The organism is Amycolatopsis sp. MtRt-6 (assembly GCF_017308975.1).
Lineage (GTDB): Bacteria > Actinomycetota > Actinomycetes > Mycobacteriales > Pseudonocardiaceae > Amycolatopsis.
The window spans coordinates 100,213-115,682 of record NZ_JADWPD010000023.1 but is presented as its reverse complement, the minus strand read 5'-3'; the positions used below and the strand labels follow the sequence as shown (position 1 = coordinate 115,682).

At 72.2% G+C, this 15,470-nt stretch carries 15 protein-coding genes; 9 read left to right on the top strand and 6 right to left on the bottom strand.

Annotated elements, in window-relative coordinates:
• Nucleotides 1-60 precede the first annotated feature (60 nt).
• The 3 genes from I4Q55_RS32750 to I4Q55_RS32740 are packed head-to-tail and all read left to right on the top strand — an operon-like array spanning nucleotide 61 to nucleotide 2,739.
• Nucleotides 61-1,059: a D-2-hydroxyacid dehydrogenase gene (locus I4Q55_RS32750; RefSeq protein WP_206793364.1), complete on the top strand. Its 999-nt coding sequence runs from the start codon at nucleotides 61-63 to the stop codon at nucleotides 1,057-1,059.
• Nucleotides 1,056-2,438 (top strand): amidase, encoded by a 1,383-nt coding sequence (locus tag I4Q55_RS32745; protein WP_206793362.1) that lies wholly within the window; start codon nucleotides 1,056-1,058, stop codon nucleotides 2,436-2,438. The genes I4Q55_RS32750 and I4Q55_RS32745 overlap by 4 nt, the downstream gene beginning before the upstream one ends.
• Before the next feature lie 58 nt (nucleotides 2,439-2,496).
• Complete coding sequence (locus I4Q55_RS32740) at nucleotides 2,497-2,739, top strand: hypothetical protein (protein ID WP_206793360.1); 243 nt, start codon at nucleotides 2,497-2,499, stop codon at nucleotides 2,737-2,739.
• A gap of 45 nt (nucleotides 2,740-2,784) precedes the next feature.
• Here the strand turns inward: I4Q55_RS32740 and pqqB are convergent, their stop codons facing one another.
• The 6 genes from pqqB to I4Q55_RS32710 form a co-directional block, all read right to left on the bottom strand.
• A complete protein-coding gene (gene pqqB / locus I4Q55_RS32735) occupies nucleotides 2,785-3,609 on the bottom strand; it encodes a pyrroloquinoline quinone biosynthesis protein PqqB (protein ID WP_206793358.1) in 825 nt (274 codons plus the stop codon).
• Nucleotides 3,606-4,670 carry a pyrroloquinoline quinone biosynthesis protein PqqE gene (pqqE, locus tag I4Q55_RS32730; protein ID WP_206793356.1) on the bottom strand — a complete coding sequence of 355 codons (1,065 nt, stop codon included), beginning with the start codon at nucleotides 4,668-4,670 and terminating at the stop codon, nucleotides 3,606-3,608. The genes pqqB and pqqE overlap by 4 nt, the downstream gene beginning before the upstream one ends.
• Nucleotides 4,661-4,927: a pyrroloquinoline quinone biosynthesis peptide chaperone PqqD gene (pqqD, locus tag I4Q55_RS32725; RefSeq protein ID WP_206793354.1), complete on the bottom strand. Its 267-nt coding sequence runs from the start codon at nucleotides 4,925-4,927 to the stop codon at nucleotides 4,661-4,663. The genes pqqE and pqqD overlap by 10 nt, the downstream gene beginning before the upstream one ends.
• Nucleotides 4,924-5,613, bottom strand: a complete 690-nt coding sequence (pqqC, locus tag I4Q55_RS32720; protein WP_206793352.1) for a pyrroloquinoline-quinone synthase PqqC — start codon at nucleotides 5,611-5,613, stop codon at nucleotides 4,924-4,926. Before pqqC ends, pqqD begins: the two co-directional genes overlap by 4 nt.
• Before the next feature lie 3 nt (nucleotides 5,614-5,616).
• Nucleotides 5,617-5,703: a pyrroloquinoline quinone precursor peptide PqqA gene (pqqA, locus tag I4Q55_RS32715; protein WP_043776987.1), complete on the bottom strand. Its 87-nt coding sequence runs from the start codon at nucleotides 5,701-5,703 to the stop codon at nucleotides 5,617-5,619.
• A gap of 107 nt (nucleotides 5,704-5,810) precedes the next feature.
• Nucleotides 5,811-7,175: a wax ester/triacylglycerol synthase family O-acyltransferase gene (locus tag I4Q55_RS32710; protein ID WP_206793350.1), complete on the bottom strand. Its 1,365-nt coding sequence runs from the start codon at nucleotides 7,173-7,175 to the stop codon at nucleotides 5,811-5,813.
• Between the two features lie 80 nt (nucleotides 7,176-7,255).
• On the opposite strand from I4Q55_RS32710, the gene I4Q55_RS32705 reads away from it, so the two are divergent.
• From I4Q55_RS32705 to I4Q55_RS32680, 6 genes are read left to right on the top strand one after another with little or no spacing between them, the layout of a single operon-like run.
• On the top strand, nucleotides 7,256-8,431 hold the full coding sequence (locus I4Q55_RS32705; protein ID WP_206793348.1) for an FAD-binding oxidoreductase: 1,176 nt from the start codon (nucleotides 7,256-7,258) through the stop codon (nucleotides 8,429-8,431).
• A 44-nt stretch (nucleotides 8,432-8,475) separates the two neighbouring features.
• Entirely contained in the window at nucleotides 8,476-10,098 is a 1,623-nt protein-coding gene (locus I4Q55_RS32700; RefSeq protein WP_307793369.1) for a thiamine pyrophosphate-binding protein, read from the top strand.
• On the top strand, nucleotides 10,095-12,113 hold the full coding sequence (locus tag I4Q55_RS32695; protein WP_206793346.1) for a hydantoinase/oxoprolinase family protein: 2,019 nt from the start codon (nucleotides 10,095-10,097) through the stop codon (nucleotides 12,111-12,113). The genes I4Q55_RS32700 and I4Q55_RS32695 overlap by 4 nt, the downstream gene beginning before the upstream one ends.
• Nucleotides 12,110-13,810, top strand: a complete 1,701-nt coding sequence (locus tag I4Q55_RS32690; RefSeq protein WP_206793344.1) for a hydantoinase B/oxoprolinase family protein — start codon at nucleotides 12,110-12,112, stop codon at nucleotides 13,808-13,810. Before I4Q55_RS32695 ends, I4Q55_RS32690 begins: the two co-directional genes overlap by 4 nt.
• Before the next feature lie 2 nt (nucleotides 13,811-13,812).
• Nucleotides 13,813-14,592, top strand: a complete 780-nt coding sequence (locus I4Q55_RS32685) for an SDR family NAD(P)-dependent oxidoreductase (protein ID WP_206793342.1) — start codon at nucleotides 13,813-13,815, stop codon at nucleotides 14,590-14,592.
• A gap of 4 nt (nucleotides 14,593-14,596) precedes the next feature.
• The gene (locus I4Q55_RS32680) at nucleotides 14,597-15,310 is read left to right on the top strand and encodes a GntR family transcriptional regulator (protein WP_206793340.1); all 714 of its coding nucleotides are present in this window, start codon (nucleotides 14,597-14,599) and stop codon (nucleotides 15,308-15,310) included.
• Nucleotides 15,311-15,470: the final 160 nt, after the last annotated feature.

Genomic DNA, 15,470 nt, shown 5'->3' with positions numbered 1-15,470 from the left:
GCTCCGGGGGTCGTTCCTCGGATTGTTGACAATCATACGAGTGACTTTTACCGTGTCAACGTGATCGCCTCGGAAACCCGGGAACTCCCCGTCCTGGCAGTGCTCTGCGGCGAGTCCCGCCCACCGGACATGCGTGCTGTCGAATCCGGGGCGGTCGTGCGTTACACGGACGCGGCGGGCCTCGCCGAAGCGTTGTCCGGAGCGGACGCCCTCTTCGTCTACGACTTCCTGTCGACGGCCGTTCCCCAGGCGTGGCACGCGGCCGGCCGGTTGCGCTGGCTGCACATCGCCAGCGCGGGCGTCGACCCCGTGCTGTTCCCCGGGCTGCGCGAGAGCGACGTCGTCCTGACGAACTCGCGAGGAGTCTTCGACGACGCCATCGCGGAGTACGTGCTGGGCGTCGTGCTCGCCTTCGCGAAGGACTTCGCGCGCTCGCACGACCTGCAGCGCGAAGGCCGCTGGCTGCACCGCGAGAGCGAGCGGATCGCCGGGCGCGAGGTGCTGGTCGTCGGCACCGGGCCGATCGGCCGGGCCATCGCGCGGCTGCTGCGCGCGGCCGGGATGCGGGTGCGCGGCGCCGGCCGCCGGGAGCGCACCGGCGACCCCGACTTCGGCGTGGTGCACGAGTCCGCGCGGCTCACCGAGGTCCTGCCGCACGCCGACTACGTCGTCGCGGTCGCGCCGCTGACCGAGCAGACCAAGGGCCTGTTCGACGCGCGCGCGTTCGCCGCGATGAAACCGTCGGCGCGGTTCGTCAACGTGGGCCGTGGCGAGCTGGTGGTGACGTCGGATCTCGTGGAAGCGCTGGAAAGCAAGGCCATCGCCGGCGCCGCGCTCGACGTCTTCGACACCGAGCCGCTGCCGGCCGACAGCCCGCTGTGGACGCTGCCGGACGTGCTGATCTCGCCGCACATGTCCGGCGACTTCGTCGGCTGGCGGAACACGCTGGTCGAGGTGTTCACCGAAAACTTCCGCCGCTGGCGCGCTGGGGAGCCGCTGCGCAATGTCGTGGACAAGACGCTCGGTTACGTGCCGTCGGGGAACCAGGGAGCCGGATGAACGACAGGATGCTGACCGCCAGCGAGCTCGTCGCCGCCTACGCGACCGGTGAGCTTTCGCCGGTCGAGGCGACGCAGAACGCGCTGCAGGCCATCGAAGCCCGCGACGGCGAGTGCAACGCCTACTGCCTCGTCGACGCCGACCGCGCGCTGGAACAGGCGAAGGCGTCCGAGGTCCGCTGGCGCGACGGCAACCCGATCGGGTGGCTCGACGGCGTGCCGTCGTCGATCAAGGACATGTTCCTCACCCAGGGCTGGCCGACCGTGCGGGGCTCGAAGAGCATCAGCCCGGACCAGCCGTGGGACGTCGACAGCCCGGTCGCCGCGCGGATGCGCGAGGCCGGCCTGGTGCTGCTGGGCAAGACGACCACGCCGGAGATCGGCTGGAAGGGCGTCACCGACAGCCCGCTGTGCGGCATCACGCGCAACCCGGCCGACCCGGCGAAGACGGCGGGCGGGTCGAGCGGCGGCAGCGCCGCGGCCGTCGCGGCCGGGATGGGCGAGCTGTCGGTCGGCACCGACGGCGGCGGCTCGGTGCGGATCCCGGCGTCGTTCTGCGGCATCGTCGGGCTGAAGCCGACCCACGGCCGCATCCCGCTCTACCCGGCGAGCCCGTTCGGCCCGCTCTCGCACGCCGGCCCGATGGCGCGCTCGGTGGACGACACCGCGTTGCTGCTGGACGTCCTTTCGCTGCCCGACCACCGGGACCCGGCCGCGCTGGCGCCGCCGACGGGGTCGTTCCGCGAGGCCGTCCGGCGTGACGTGCGTGGCCTGATCGCCGCGTTCTCGCCGACGCTCGGCTATGTCGACGTCGACCCCGAGGTGGCCGCGATCGTCGCGGAGGCGGTCCGCGCGCTGGGCGACGCCGGCCTGCACATCGAGGAGACCGACCCCGGGTTCGCCGACCCGAAGCCGGCGTTCGACGTCCTGTGGTCGTCGGGGGCGGCGAAGCTGCTGGACACGTTCCCGCCGGGGTCCGAGCAGCGGACCGACCCCGGCCTGCGCAAGGTGTGGGAGCTCGGCCGGAAGTGGACGGCGGGCGACTACCTCGACGCGACCGCCGAGCGCGCCGCGCTGGGCATCCTGATGGGCGAGTTCCACACGCGCTACGACGTGCTGATCACGCCGACCCTGCCGATCGCGGCGTTCGAGGCCGGGCACGACGTGCCGCCGGGCAGCGGGCTCAGCGAGTGGCCGGAGTGGACGCCGTTCACGTACCCGTTCAACCTGACTCAGCAGCCGGCGATCAGCGTGCCGGCCGGGCGCACGTCGGCCGGACTGCCGGTCGGCCTGCAGATCGTCGGGCCGCGGCACTCGGACGACCTCGTGCTGGCCGTCGCGAAGCTGCTGGAGGAAGTGCGGCCCTGGGCACCCGCCTGACCACACGTGCGGGTGAAACCCGGACCGCCGCGGGAGAAGCTGTGCCACTGTCGGCCGGGTGAACGCTGAAGGCTGGCGGTACGAACGAGCCATCCCGACCGTCGACGTCACCGGGCAGCCGACGCGGGTGGTCGTCGGCCTGGTCGAGCAAGGCGACCGGCTGGCCGCCGCACTGCGGATCGACGACGGCAAGGCGGCGCTGGTCCCGCTGGAGATCGGCGGCGAGCTGCTGAAGGCGCTGCGCGAGACGCTGGAGAACTGGTGGCGGCTCGACGGCCACCGCGATCTGACGTCCCGGTAGGCCGGCCCGGGCTGACCGGCGTCGTGCGGGTGGGCCCGGGAGTCCTCACAGCGTGTAGCGCGTCCCGTCCGGCGGCAGTGACGCGCCGGCCGCCAGCACCGCCGCGTGCTCGGGTGACGCCGGGTCCAGCGCCGGGTTCGTGTTGTTCACGTGGGTGAACGCCCAGGGTCGCCCGGCGACCCGGGGCAGGCTCGCCGTGATCGGCAGGTGGCCCATCGCGAGCTGGTCCGGCCCGCCGACGCCGGCCATCTCGTCCGGCGCGAAGAACGTCCCGTCCAGCAACACGAGGGACGCGTCCGCCACGAACGCGTCGAACCCGGCGGGCCGGCTCCGCAGGCACGGCGCGTACACCAGCACCCCGCCCGTCGCCGGGTCCGTGATCCGGTACGCGACCACCCACGGCCCGCCGGACTCCACAGTGTACTTCGGCCGCTTGTCGCTCACCGGTAGCACCTCGACGCGCAAGCCCGGGATGTCCACGGAAGACGACCACGTCCACCTGCCGTAACTGTCCACAATGGAAGACAACGGCGACAGCGCCGACAGCACCGCCGGCGGCGCCCACACCGGGAGCCCGCCCGACTCGCGCAACATCGGCAGGCCCAGCGTGTGGTCGAGTTCCGCGTCCGTCAGCAGCACCCCGCGCAGCGGGATCTCCCGCGGCCCCGGCCCGGCCCGCAGCTCCGGCGTCCCGAGGATCTGCGCCCGGATGTCCGGTGAACAGTTCAGTAGGTACCAGCCGGCGCCGTCCGCGCTGATCGCGACGCAGTCCTGTGTGCGCGGCGGCAGTCCGGCCGTGCACAACGAGCACGCGCAGTTCCACTGTGGACACCCGCCGCCCGCCGCGGTGCCGAGCAGGATCACCTTCACCGGCGCATGACCAGATCGGTCACCGGCGGCCGCGACAGGACCAGGTCGACCACGCCACGCTCGGGCGACCGCGAGCACACCGGGTCCGTCGCCGCGGCGTCGCCGGTGAGCAGGAACGCCTGGCAGCGGCAGCCCCCGAAGTCGAGGCCGCGGCGGTCGCACGTGCGACACGGTTCGGTCATCCACTCCTCGCCTCGATAAGCGTTGAACGACGACGACCGGTACCAGATCTCGGCGAGCGGCGTGTCGCGCACCGAAGACAGCGAAAGCGTCGAGATCGCCGACGCCGCCGGGCACGGCAGCACGGTCCCGTCCGGCGCCACCGTCAGCTGCCGCGCGCCCCAGCCGTACATGCACGGTTTCGGGTACGGCTCGTGGTAGTCGGCGACGACGTAGACGATCTCCATCGTCCCGCGCAGCCGGGCCACCGCCGCCCGCACCACCGGCTCCGCCGCCGCGAGCTGCTCGGCCGTCGGCATCAGCGCGTCCCGGTTGCGCAACGCCCAGCCGTAATACTGTGTGTTCGCCAGCTCCAGCCGGTCGGCGCCCATCCGCTCGGCCAGCTCGATGATCCCGGCGAGCTGGTCGTGGTTGCGCCGGTGCAGCACCACGTTCAGCGACAGCGGCAGCCCGGCCTCCTTCACCACCGCGGCCGCGGCGAGCTTCCGGTCGTGCGCCTTCGCGCCGGCCAGCAGATCGGCCCGCTCGCGGGTCGCGCCCTGTGCCGACAGCTGGACGTGCGCCAGGCCGCGCGAAACGAGGTCGTCGAGCCGCGAAGCCGTCAGGCCGAGCCCCGAGGTGACCAGGTTGACGTAGCAGCCGAGCCCGTGCGCGTGCGCGACCAGTGCGGGCAGGTCCGGCCGCAGCAACGGCTCGCCGCCGGACAGGTGCACCTGCAGCACACCCAGTTCGCGAGCCTGGGTCAGCACCGACAGCCAGTCCTCAGTGGACAGTTCGGCGGCGCGGGCGGTCAGTTCCACCGGGTTCGAGCAGTACGGGCAGTGCAGCGGACAGCGGTGGGTCAGCTCGGCCAGCAGGCCCAGCGGCGGGCTCACGTCCATGCGACGACCCGCCGTTCGCCCAGCCGCGCCAGCACGGAAAGGACGTCCTGCGCGACCACGCCCGAATACCGCCGGGAAAGCGCCGTCGTGATTTCGGTGACGGACCGGGTGCCGTCGCAGAGCTCGAGGATCGCGGTCGCGGTGGCGTTCGGCACCAGGACGCCTTCGGGGAACAGCAGCACGTGCGTCTCCCGGACGTGGTCGAAGGACAGCCGCACGCCGCGACGCAGCTGCGGAACGGACTCGGCGGTGATCACGCGGCCGCCCGCTCGATCGCGTCGAGCATCGACCACAGGACGTCGCACTTGAACGCCAGCGCCGCGATCGCGCGGTCCTGCTGCTCGCGCGTGACGCAGTGGCGGACCACGATGTCGAGCGTGTCCTTGCCCTCGCCGGCGACCTTGTCGATCCGGTTGGTGAAGTAGGCGAGGTCCTCGCGGGCGATCCACGCGTAGTGCGCGAGCATGTCCGCCACTCGCTGCTGCATCAGGTGCCCGGCGAACATCTCGGTCAGCCCGGACGCGACGGCCTCCTGCCACGGCTTCGTGCGCGCGAAAGTTACGTAGGCGTCCACCGCGAACCGGACGCCGGGAGCGACGTGCCGTTCGTCGAGAACCTCGTCGCGGGACAATCCGACGGACGTGCAGAGCCGCAGCCAGCGTTCGATGCCGCCGGTCCCGGCGCTCGTGCCGTCGTGGTAGACGATCCGGTCGAGCCACTGGCGGCGGACCTCCGGCAGCGGGCAGTTGCTGATGATCGCCGCGTCCTTCTGCGGCAGTACGCACTGGTAGTACCAGCGGTTCGCCGCCCAGATCCGCAGCGCGCGCTCGTCGAGCTCGCCCGCGTGCAGCCGGCGGTGGAACGGGTGCGTTCCCCAGTACCGGCCGGAAAGACCGCGCAGCGCCTCGATGAAGGCGCTTTCCGGCAGTGGCTCGACCGGCATCCGTCAGTCCGCCATGCGGGCCGCGTAGGCGGTGACCTCCATCGGGGTTTCGTACTCGACGAAGTCCGGGGTCGTCCACTCCTCGGTCATGCCCTGCTCCTCTCTCCGGGGTGATCGTCGCCACCCTAGGAGCGCGCGGAGCGGACTGACCAGCGAGCCCGGCGGGATTCCTCCCGATGGCGGAGCCGGTGAGCGGGCTACCGGACCGCGGCTTCGAGCTCCACCAGGGCGGTGTCGAGGTGGCTCAGGATCCGCTGCAGGTGCGGGACGCTGCGGCGGCACCCGGTGACGCCGAAGTCGAGGTTGTCGCCGTTGCTCGTCAGCGTGATGTTCACGGCCTGGCCGTCGAGCAGCACCGACGCCGGGTAGATGCCGTCGAGCTGGGCGCCGTTCCAGTACATCTGCTTGCGCGGGCCGGGGACGTTCGAGATCACCAGGTTGAACGGCGGCCGCGTGTTCTTGACGATGCCCGGGATCGGCGAGACGCCGAGCTGCGCGACGTTCACCGCCGAGAGCAGCAGCGTCTGCAATGGCGTCAGCTCCGAGAACAGCCGCTTGCCGTTGCGCATCGACTGGTGGATCGTGACGAGCCGCTTGCCCGCGTCCGGCAGGTCGGTGGCCAGGTTGCACAGCAGCGCGCCGATGTTGTTGCCCGCGGCCTCGCCGGGGTCGTTCTGGCGGCGCAGCGACACCGGCACCATCGCGATGAGCGGCGCGTCCGGCAGCGCGCGCTGCTCGATGAGGTAGTCGCGCAGCGCGCCCGCGCACATCGCGAGCACGACGTCGTTGCGCGACACCCCGGCCGCGGTCGCCACCTGCCGGACGCGGTCCAGCGACCACGACTGGGCCGCGAACCGCCGCGCGCCGCCGATCGGCACGTTGAGCATCGTCTTCGGCGCCTGCCCCGGCAGGGTCAGGGTGTGTTCGCCGAACGCCTCGCGCGCCACCTTCATCGCGGCGGGCGCCAGGCCGGCGAGCTGGTTCGCGGTCTTCCTGGCCGTCCCGAACAGCGACCGGGGCCGCTTCGCGCGTTCGTCGCCGGGCTTGCGCCGGGTGCCCCACCACGGCGGGCAGTCCAGGTCCGCCGGATCGTCCGACAGCGTGCCCTGCAGCTGCCGCAGCGCGGAGACGCCGTCCATCAGCGCGTGGTGGACCTTGGTGTAGACGGCGAACCGGCCGTCGGCGAGCCCCTCGACGAGGTGCGTCTCCCAGAGCGGGCGGTGCCGGTCGAGCAGGGTGCTGTGCCAGCGGCCGGTCAGCTCCAGCAGCTCGCGGATGCGGCCCGGCCGCGGCAACGCCGAGTGCCGGAAGTGGTAGTCGAGTTCGAGATCGGTGTCGTTCGCCCAGGCCACGTGGCCCATCGTGTTCACCGGCCGGGCCGGGCGGCGCCGGAACACCGAGCGCATGTTGTCCGATTCGAGCAGCGAAGTGCGGAAGTCGCGCAGGTACTCCGGGCCGGCGCCGTCGGGTTTCTTGAACAGCTGCAGACCGCCCACGTGCATCGGATGCTCGCGCGTTTCGACGAGGAGGAACATCGAATCGGTCACGGGCATCATCGCCATGGGACATCACCTCTCGAGCTCGGCACGCCGACTCTACGCGCTCGGCGGCCGCCGGTGGATCACGTTCTACTCTGGCGAGTATGACCGCCCGCGGCGCAGGGGAAACGTCCTTGCCTCCGATGGCCGAATGCGTGGTGATCGGCGGGGGCGTGATCGGCGTCAGCTGCGCGTTCCGGCTCGCCGAGGCCGGCGTGGACGTGCTGCTGCTCGACCGCGGCGAGCTGGGCGGCGGCTCGACGGCGAAGGCCGCGGGCGGCATCCGGTCGTCGTTCACCAGCCCCGTGAACGTCGAGCTCGGCCTGCGCGGGCTGGCCGCGTACAGCGCTTTCTCGCGCGACTTCGGCACCGAGATCGACTTCCGCCGCGACGGCTACCTCTACCTCGTCACCGACCCCGCCGACGTCCCCGCCTTCGAACACTGCGCCGAGCTGCAGCGCGAGCACGGCGTCCGCAGCCGGCTGCTCGACGCGGGCGAGGCGAAGAAGGTGCTCCCGCTCGTCGAGACCGACGGCGTCGTGGCCGCGCTGTGGTCGCCGGACGACGCCAAGGCGACGCCGGACGCCGTCGTCCAGGGCTACGCGCGGGCCGCCCGCGCGCACGGCGCGAAGCTGCGGACCGGTGTCGAGGTCACCGGGATCGAGCGCGACGGCGACGCGCTGACCGGCGTCCGCACGACGGCGGGGTTCGTCCGGACCGGCGCGGTGGTGTGCGCGGCCGGCGCGTGGTCGGGCCGGATCGGCGAGCTGGCCGGGCTGGACCTGCCGGTGCGGCCGTTCCGGCGGCAGGTCGCGTTCACCGGGCCGGTGCCCGGGCTGCCGGAATCGGTTCCGCTCACCATCGAGATGCCGTCGGCCTTCTACTTCCACCGTGAAGGCCCCGGCCTGGCGATGTCGTTCTCCGACGGCGACGGCGTCCCGGGCTTCGACACGCGGTACGAGGCGGGCGAGTGGCTGCCGCGGCTGGCCGAGCTGGCGGGCCGCCGGATCCCCGCCGTGCTCGACGCCGGCATCCGGACAGCCTGGGCCGGGCTGTACGAGACGACGCCGGACCGCAACCAGATCATCGGGGAAAGCATCCTGCTGTCGCGGTTCTTCTACGCGACCGGCTTCTCGGGCCACGGCTTCCAGATGGGCCCGGCCACCGGCGAGCTGATCCGCGACCTCTACCTGGGCCGACCGCCCGCGGTGGACATCACCGGGCTCGACGTCCGCCGGTTCGCGACCGGAACGGCGAGTGCCGAGCACAACATCGTCTAGGGGCTGATTGCCCGATCGTTGAACGATCTGGCAGTATCCGAGCCGTGGCTGTGAGTGGTGCTCGGGAGCTGGTGGACGCGCTGGAAGCGCTCGGAACGGAGATCGTCTTCGGCCTTCCGGGGGTGCACAACCTGCCACTGTGGGAGGCGCTCGGTGAAGCCCGCATCAAGCTGGTCGGCGTTCGCCACGAACAGACCGCCGGGTACGCCGCCGACGGCTACGCCCGCGCCACCGGCAAGCTCGGCGTCGCGCTGGTCACCACCGGCCCGGGCGCGGCCAACACCCTCGGCGCGGTCGGCGAAGCCATGGCGTCCGCGGCGCCCGTGCTGGTCATCGCCACCGACATCCCCTCGACGCTGCGGCGGCCCGGCGTCGTCCGCGGCGTGCTGCACGAGACGTCCGACCAGCAGGCGATGTTCGCGCCGGTCACCAAGGGCGGCTTCACCGTGCGGGCCCCCGACCAGATCGGCACCACCGTCCACCGCGCCGCCCGGCTCGCGCAGCTCCCGCAGAGCGGCCCGGTCTACCTCGGCGTGCCGACCGACTACCTGCGCCAGCAGGTGCCCCGCCGCCGTCCGCCCGCCCCGCACCGCAAGCCCGACGTCGACGTCCCCGATCTCGCGCGCGCCGAGGCGATGCTGTCGGACGCGCACCACCCGCTGATCTGGGCCGGCGGCGGCGCGTTGCGCTCGGGTGCCGGTGAGGCGATCGGCGCCCTCGCCGAGAAGCTCGCCGCGCCGGTGATCACCACGTTCGCCGCCCGCGGCCTGCTCCCGCTCGACCACCCGTGCCTGGCGCCGAACCCGGTGCACACGCCGGAGGTCGGCGAGCTGTGGGACGAAGCCGACGTCGTGCTCGCCATCGGCACCGACTTCGACGGCCTGATGACGCAGAACTGGCGGATGCCCAAGCCGCCGCGGCTGATCGCGGTCAACGTCGACGCCGACGACGCCGCCAAGAACTACCGGCCCGACCTGACGCTGGTCGGCGACGCGCGCTCGATCGTCGAACGGCTGCTGCCGAAACAGCGGGACGGGCTCGACGACATCACGCTGCGGCTGGCCGGCATCGGCCGGCGCGTGCGCCAGCGGGTCCGCGACGAGGAACCGCAGGCCTACGACTTCCTGTCCACTTTGGACGAAGTGCTGCCGACGGACGCGGTGCTCGTCTCGGACATGTGCGTCGCCGGGTACTGGGTCGGCGGCTTCCACCGGGTGCGGGCGCCGCGCAAGCTCGCCTACCCGATGGGCTGGGGCACCCTCGGCTACGGCTTCCCGGCGTCGCTCGGCGCGGCGGCGGCCGGCACCGGGCGCGCGATCTGCATCACCGGCGACGGTGGTTTCCTCTACGGCTGCGGCGATCTGGCGACGCTCGCGCAGGAGCAGCTGCCGGTCACCGTCGTCCTGGTCGACGACGGCGGGTACGGGATGCTGCGTTACGACCAGGACCGCGAGGGCCTGCCGCACCGCGGGGTCGACTGGGACAGCCCGGACTTCGTCGGCCTGGCCCGCTCGTTCGGGGTGCACGCCGACCGCGTCTCCGGCTTCGGGCGGGCGTTCCGGCGGCTGCTCGGCGAGTTCGTCGAGTCGGACGAGCCGAACGTGCTGGTCGTGAAGGCCAAGCTGAAGCCGCCGCTCAACACCTCGCCGCGGTGGTACCGGACATGAGGATCGGCGTCGACATCGGTGGCACGTTCACCGATCTCTGCGCGGTGGACGAGACCGGGATCGTCGCCGTCGGCAAGGTCCTGACCACGCACGACGAGCCGGCCCGGGCGGTCGAGGAGGGCCTGGCCGCGCTGCTGCCGGACCTCGGCGCCGTCGAGCAGGTGGTGCACGGGACGACGCTGGTCACGAACGCCCTGATCGAACGCACGGGCTCGCGCACCGCCCTGCTGGCCACCGCGGGCTTCCGGGACGTCCTGGAGATGCGTCGCGAGCACCGGTACGAGCTGTACGACCTGGGCATCGAGCTGCCCACGCCGCTCGTGCCGCGGCACCTGCGCTTCGACGTGCCGGAGCGGATCCTCGCCGACGGTTCCGTCCACACCGGACTCGACGAGGAGTACGTGCGGAAGCTCGGCCGCGAGCTGGCCGCGCGGGGGATCGAGGCGGTCGCCGTCTGCTTCCTGCACTCCTTCACCAATCCCGCGCACGAACGCCGGGCAGGCGAGATCCTCGCCGAGGTCGCGCCCGCACTGAGGGTGGCGCTGTCTTCGGAAGTCGTCCCCGAGATCCGCGAGTTCGAGCGCACGTCGACGACGGTCGCCAACGTCTACGTCCAGGACCTCACCGAGCGGTACCTGCGCGATCTCGAACAGCGGCTGCACCGGCGGGGGATCCCGCGCGCGCCGCACATCATGCTCTCCAGCGGCGGTCTGGCCACTGTGGACACCGCGGCCCGGTTCCCGATCCGGATCCTCGAGTCCGGCCCGGCGGGCGGAGCACTGGCGGCCGCGGAGCTGGGCCCGCCGGACCTGCTGGCCTTCGACATGGGCGGCACCACGGCCAAGCTGTGCCTGATCGCCGGGGGCGAGCCGCTGGTGACCCACGAGTTCGAAGCAGACCGCAAGTACCGGCTGCTGCCCGGGTCCGGGCTGCCGGTGCGGGTGCCGGTCACCGACATGATCGAGATCGGCGTCGGCGGCGGCTCGATCGCCCGCATCGACGCGCTGGGCCTCCTCACCGTCGGCCCGGATTCGGCCGGGTCCGAACCCGGCCCGGTCTGCTACGGCCGCGGCGGCACCGAGCCCACGGTCACCGACGCCGACCTCGTCCTCGGCTACCTCGACCCGGGCTACTTCCTCGGCGGCAGCATGCGCCTGGACGCCGACGCGGCGAGAGCAGTGCTCTCCGAGCGGATCGCCGCTCCGCTCGGGGTGAGTGTCGAAGAAGCTGCCTGGGGCATCCACGCCAGCGTCAACGAGGACATGGCCAACGCCGCCCGCGTCCACGCCGTCGAGCGCGGGCACGACCCGGCGAAGCTGCCGATGTACACCTTCGGCGGGGCGGGCCCGGTGCACGGCGTCGGCGTCGCGCGAGCACTCGGGGCGCCGTCGGTCGTCGCACCGCCCGCCGCCGGGGTGCTGAGCGCGGCCGGGTTCCTGACCGCGCCGCTGGCGTTCGACTTCGTGCGCTCGGCGCGCGCGGCCGTCCACGACCTGGCGTGGGCGCAGGTCGACGCGTTGTTCGCCGAGATGGAGGCCGAGGGCGCGGCGCTGCTCGCCAAGTCCGGAGTGGACGACGTGACGCACCACCGCGTCGCCGAGATGCGCTACGCCGGGCAGGGCTACGAGATCCGCGTCCCGGTCCACGATGGTCCCTGGCCGGAAACCCTGATCGGCGAGTTCACCCGCACCTACCGCGCGCTCTACCGGCGCACCGGGCCCGAGGTCGGCGTCGAGGTCCTGAACTGGCGGGTCGTTTCGAGCGGGCCGAAGCCGGCCGTGATCCTGCGGCTGACCTCGGCTTCCTTCGGCGAGGCGCGGAAAGGCACCCGGCGGGCCTGGTTCCCGTCGACTGGTGGATTTGTCGACACGGCCGTGTTCGACCGGTACCGGCTGGCATCCGGAACCCGCGTCGACGGACCGGCCATCGTGGAGGAACGCGAGTCCACAGTGGTCGTCCCGCCCGGCGCGCACTGCGTCGTCCGGGACGACGGCGCGCTGGAGGTGACGGTGTGAGCGTCGACCCGATCCTGGCCGGGTTGTTCGGCAACCGCCTCCACTCGATCCTCGCCGAACAGCAGAACGCGCTGGTCAACACGGCCTTCTCGGCGGTCGTGCGCGAGTCGCTCGACCTCGCCTGCGCGGTGTTCGACTCGCGCGGGGAGATGATCGGCCAGTCCGTCGGCGGCACGCCGGGGCACATCAACGCGATGGCGACCGGCATGCACCACTTCGTCGCGGCGTACCCGCCGGAGACCCTCGCACCCGGTGACGTGCTGCTCACCAACGACCCGTGGCAGACCGCGGGCCAGATCAACGACATCACGGTGGCGACCCCGGTGTTCCACGGCGGCCGGCTGGTCGCGTGGTTCGCGTCCTGCTGCCACGCGCCGGACATCGGCGGGCGGCTGGTGTCCGCCGAAGCGCACGAGGTCTTCGAAGAAGGCCTGCGCCTGCCAATCCTGAAGTTCCTCCGCGCGGGCGAGGTCAACACCGATCTCGAACGGCTGATCCGGGCGAACGTCCGGACGCCGGAGGAGACCATCGGCGACCTGTACGCGCAGGTCACCGGCAACGAGGTCGGCGCGGCGAGCCTGCTGCGGCTGCTGGACGAGCTCGGCCTGGACAGTCTGGTCGAAGTCGCCGCCGAGATCATGGACCGTTCGGAGCGGGCGTTGCGCGACGCGCTGCGGGAGCTGCCCGACGGCACGTACACCAACGAGATCGTCACCGACGGCTTCGCCGACGAAGAGATCGTCCTGCGCGTCACGGCCACTGTGGACGGTGACGAGATCCACCTCGATTTCGCGGGTTCCTCGCCGCAGAGCCGCCGGGGGATCAACGTCGTGCTCAACTACACGCGGGCGTACGCGTCGTTCGCCGTAAAGGCGGCGATCTCGCCGGAGGTCCCGCACAACGCCGGGTCGTTCCGGCCGGTGCGCGTCACCGCGCCCGAAGGCTCGGTGCTGAACTGCCTGCCGCCGGCGCCGGTCGCGTCCCGGCACCTGATCGGGCACTTCCTGCCGTCGTTGCTGATCGGCGCGCTGCCTGCCACGGCGATCGCGCCCAGCGCGGACGCGTTGTGGATGACCATCTGGCGCGGGCCCGGGTTCATGCTCAACGTCTTCCAGACCGGCGGGATGGGCGCGCGGCCGGACAAGGACGGCTTGTCGACCACCGGGTTCCCGAGCGGCCTGCGGTCGACGCCGACCGAGGTCATCGAGACGATGGCGCCGCTGGTCCAGCACGCGCGCGAACTGCGCGTGGACTCCGGTGGCGCGGGCCGGTTCCGCGGCGGACTCGGACAGGTGACCACGATGGGCGCACTCGGCGTGCCTTCCTGGAGCGTCAACGGGAACGTGGACCGGGTACGCGCCGCGGCGTCCGGTGTGGCCGGCGGACAGCCCGGTACGCCCGGCCGCTTCGGCCTGCGCGGCGGGGCGGACCTGCCCGCGAAGAGCCGGGTGCCGCTGGCCGCGGAGTCCGTCGTGGACGTCACGCTGCCCGGTGGCGGCGGGTACGGGCCGCCGTCCGAGCGGCCGGTGGCGGCGGTGCTCGCCGATGTCGTCGAGGGTTACGTCTCGGTGGCCGCGGCGCGCGAGGTGTACGGCGTCGAAGTGCGGTACCTCGGGGAGCCGGACGCGCTCGTCCGGCTGCCCGGGGACTACGCGGTGGACGAAGAGCAGACAGCACGACTGAGAGCGGGGCAGTGAACATGGGTCGGTTGGCCGGCAAGGTTGCGGTCGTCTTCGGCGGCGCGCGGGGCATCGGCCTCGCCACGGTGAAGGAGTTCCTCGCCGAGGGCGCGACGGTCTTCGCCGCCGACATCCGCGAGCCCGCCGAGGAGATACCCGGCTACTCCGTTGTGGACGCCACGGACGAGGAGCAGGTCGGCGCGTTCGTCGACGGCGTCATCGCCGAGGCCGGCCGCATCGACGTGCTGTTCAACAACGTCGGCATCCACCTCGGGAAGTCCCTTGTGGACACCACGCTCGCGGAGTTCGACAACATCTTCGCGCTCAACGTCCGGGCCGCCTTCCTCGGCACCCGCGCCGTGCTGCCGCACATGATCGAGCGGAAGGCGGGCAGCATCGTCACGACGTCGTCGAACGGCGGCGTGATGGGCCGTCCCGGCGACCCGGTGTACAACGCCACCAAGCACGCGCTGGTCGGGCTGACCAAGTCCATCGCCGTCGCCCACGCCCACCAGGGCATCCGCGCCAACACGGTGAACCCGGGCGCGATCGACACGGACATGCTGCGCAGCACGCTCAACTCGCCGGAGGAGTTCGAGACCAAGCAGCACCAGCTGGTCGCGAGCACGCCCGCGGCCCGCGTCGGCGAGGCCTGGGAGGTCGCGAAGGCCGTGGTGTTCCTGGCGAGCGACGAGTCGCGTTTCATCAACGGCGTCGTGCTGCCGATCGACGGCGCGAAAGCCGCGGGGGCGATGCCGGGCAACCGGTACAGCCTCGATTTCGAACTCGGCGTCAGGTAGTGCCGTGACCGTCGATGCCTCGGGACTGGAGAGCGCGCGGCACCTGCTCGAGCGCAGCGGCACGGCCGAGCGGGTCGCGGCGATCCTGCGCCAGTACATCACCGACGGCGTCTTCGCCCCCGGTGAACGGCTGTCCGAGCCGGTGATCAGCTCGGCGCTCGGCGTCTCGCGCAACACGCTGCGCGAGTCGTTCCAGCTGCTGGCTCACGAACGGCTGGCCGTGCACGAGCTGAACCGCGGCGTGTTCGTGCGCGAGCTGACGACGGAGGACATCGAGGACCTCTACGTCGTGCGCCGCGCCACCGAATGCGGTGCCCTGCGCCGCGCGGCCGAACTGTCCACAGTGGATCTCTCGCTGGTGGAGAAAGCGCTGCACGACGGCCGGGCGGCGGCCGAGGCGGAGGACTGGCCGTCGGTCGGCACCGCGAGCATCCACTTCCACCAGGCGCTCGCGGACCTGGCCGGCAGCGAGCGCCTGTCCGCGACGATGCGCCAGGTGCTCGCCGAAACGCGGTTGTTCTTCGTGCTCAACGAGAACACGCGCGAGTTCTACGAGCCGTTCCTGGACTACCACGAGAAGATCCTGCGCGAGCTGCGCCGCGGCCGGTTCGACGCCGCGGAGGCCGCCCTGGACCGCTACCTGCGTGCCGCCGAAGCCCGGTTGCTCGAGCTCAGCGCACCGGTGCCGGGAACCGGGAACACCACGCCGGCGGAGTAGACCTTGCGGGCGGTGACGGGGTGGTAGCGCCCGTCACCGCCGGCCACCCAGCCGAGCCAGGCGATCGTGCGGAGGACGGAACACACGCGGTAGCCGGCGGCGGGCGGCTCGGCGGCGCGGGCCGTGGCGGCCGGTGCCGAGGCGAACAGCACGGCGGCCA

Bases quoted from the DNA above. Each gene is read 5' to 3' on its own strand.
- I4Q55_RS32710 (WP_206793350.1), bottom strand. From the start codon at position 7,175: ATGGCGATGATGCCCGTGACCGATTCGATGTTCCTCCTCGTCGAAACG.
- pqqA (WP_043776987.1), bottom strand. From the start codon at position 5,703: ATGACCGAGGAGTGGACGACCCCGGACTTCGTCGAGTACGAAACCCCG.
- I4Q55_RS32685 (WP_206793342.1), top strand. From the start codon at position 13,813: ATGGGTCGGTTGGCCGGCAAGGTTGCGGTCGTCTTCGGCGGCGCGCGG.
- I4Q55_RS32745 (WP_206793362.1), top strand. From the start codon at position 1,056: ATGAACGACAGGATGCTGACCGCCAGCGAGCTCGTCGCCGCCTACGCG.
- pqqE (WP_206793356.1), bottom strand. From the start codon at position 4,670: ATGGACGTGAGCCCGCCGCTGGGCCTGCTGGCCGAGCTGACCCACCGC.
- I4Q55_RS32705 (WP_206793348.1), top strand. From the start codon at position 7,256: ATGACCGCCCGCGGCGCAGGGGAAACGTCCTTGCCTCCGATGGCCGAA.
- pqqC (WP_206793352.1), bottom strand. From the start codon at position 5,613: ATGCCGGTCGAGCCACTGCCGGAAAGCGCCTTCATCGAGGCGCTGCGC.
- I4Q55_RS32695 (WP_206793346.1), top strand. From the start codon at position 10,095: ATGAGGATCGGCGTCGACATCGGTGGCACGTTCACCGATCTCTGCGCG.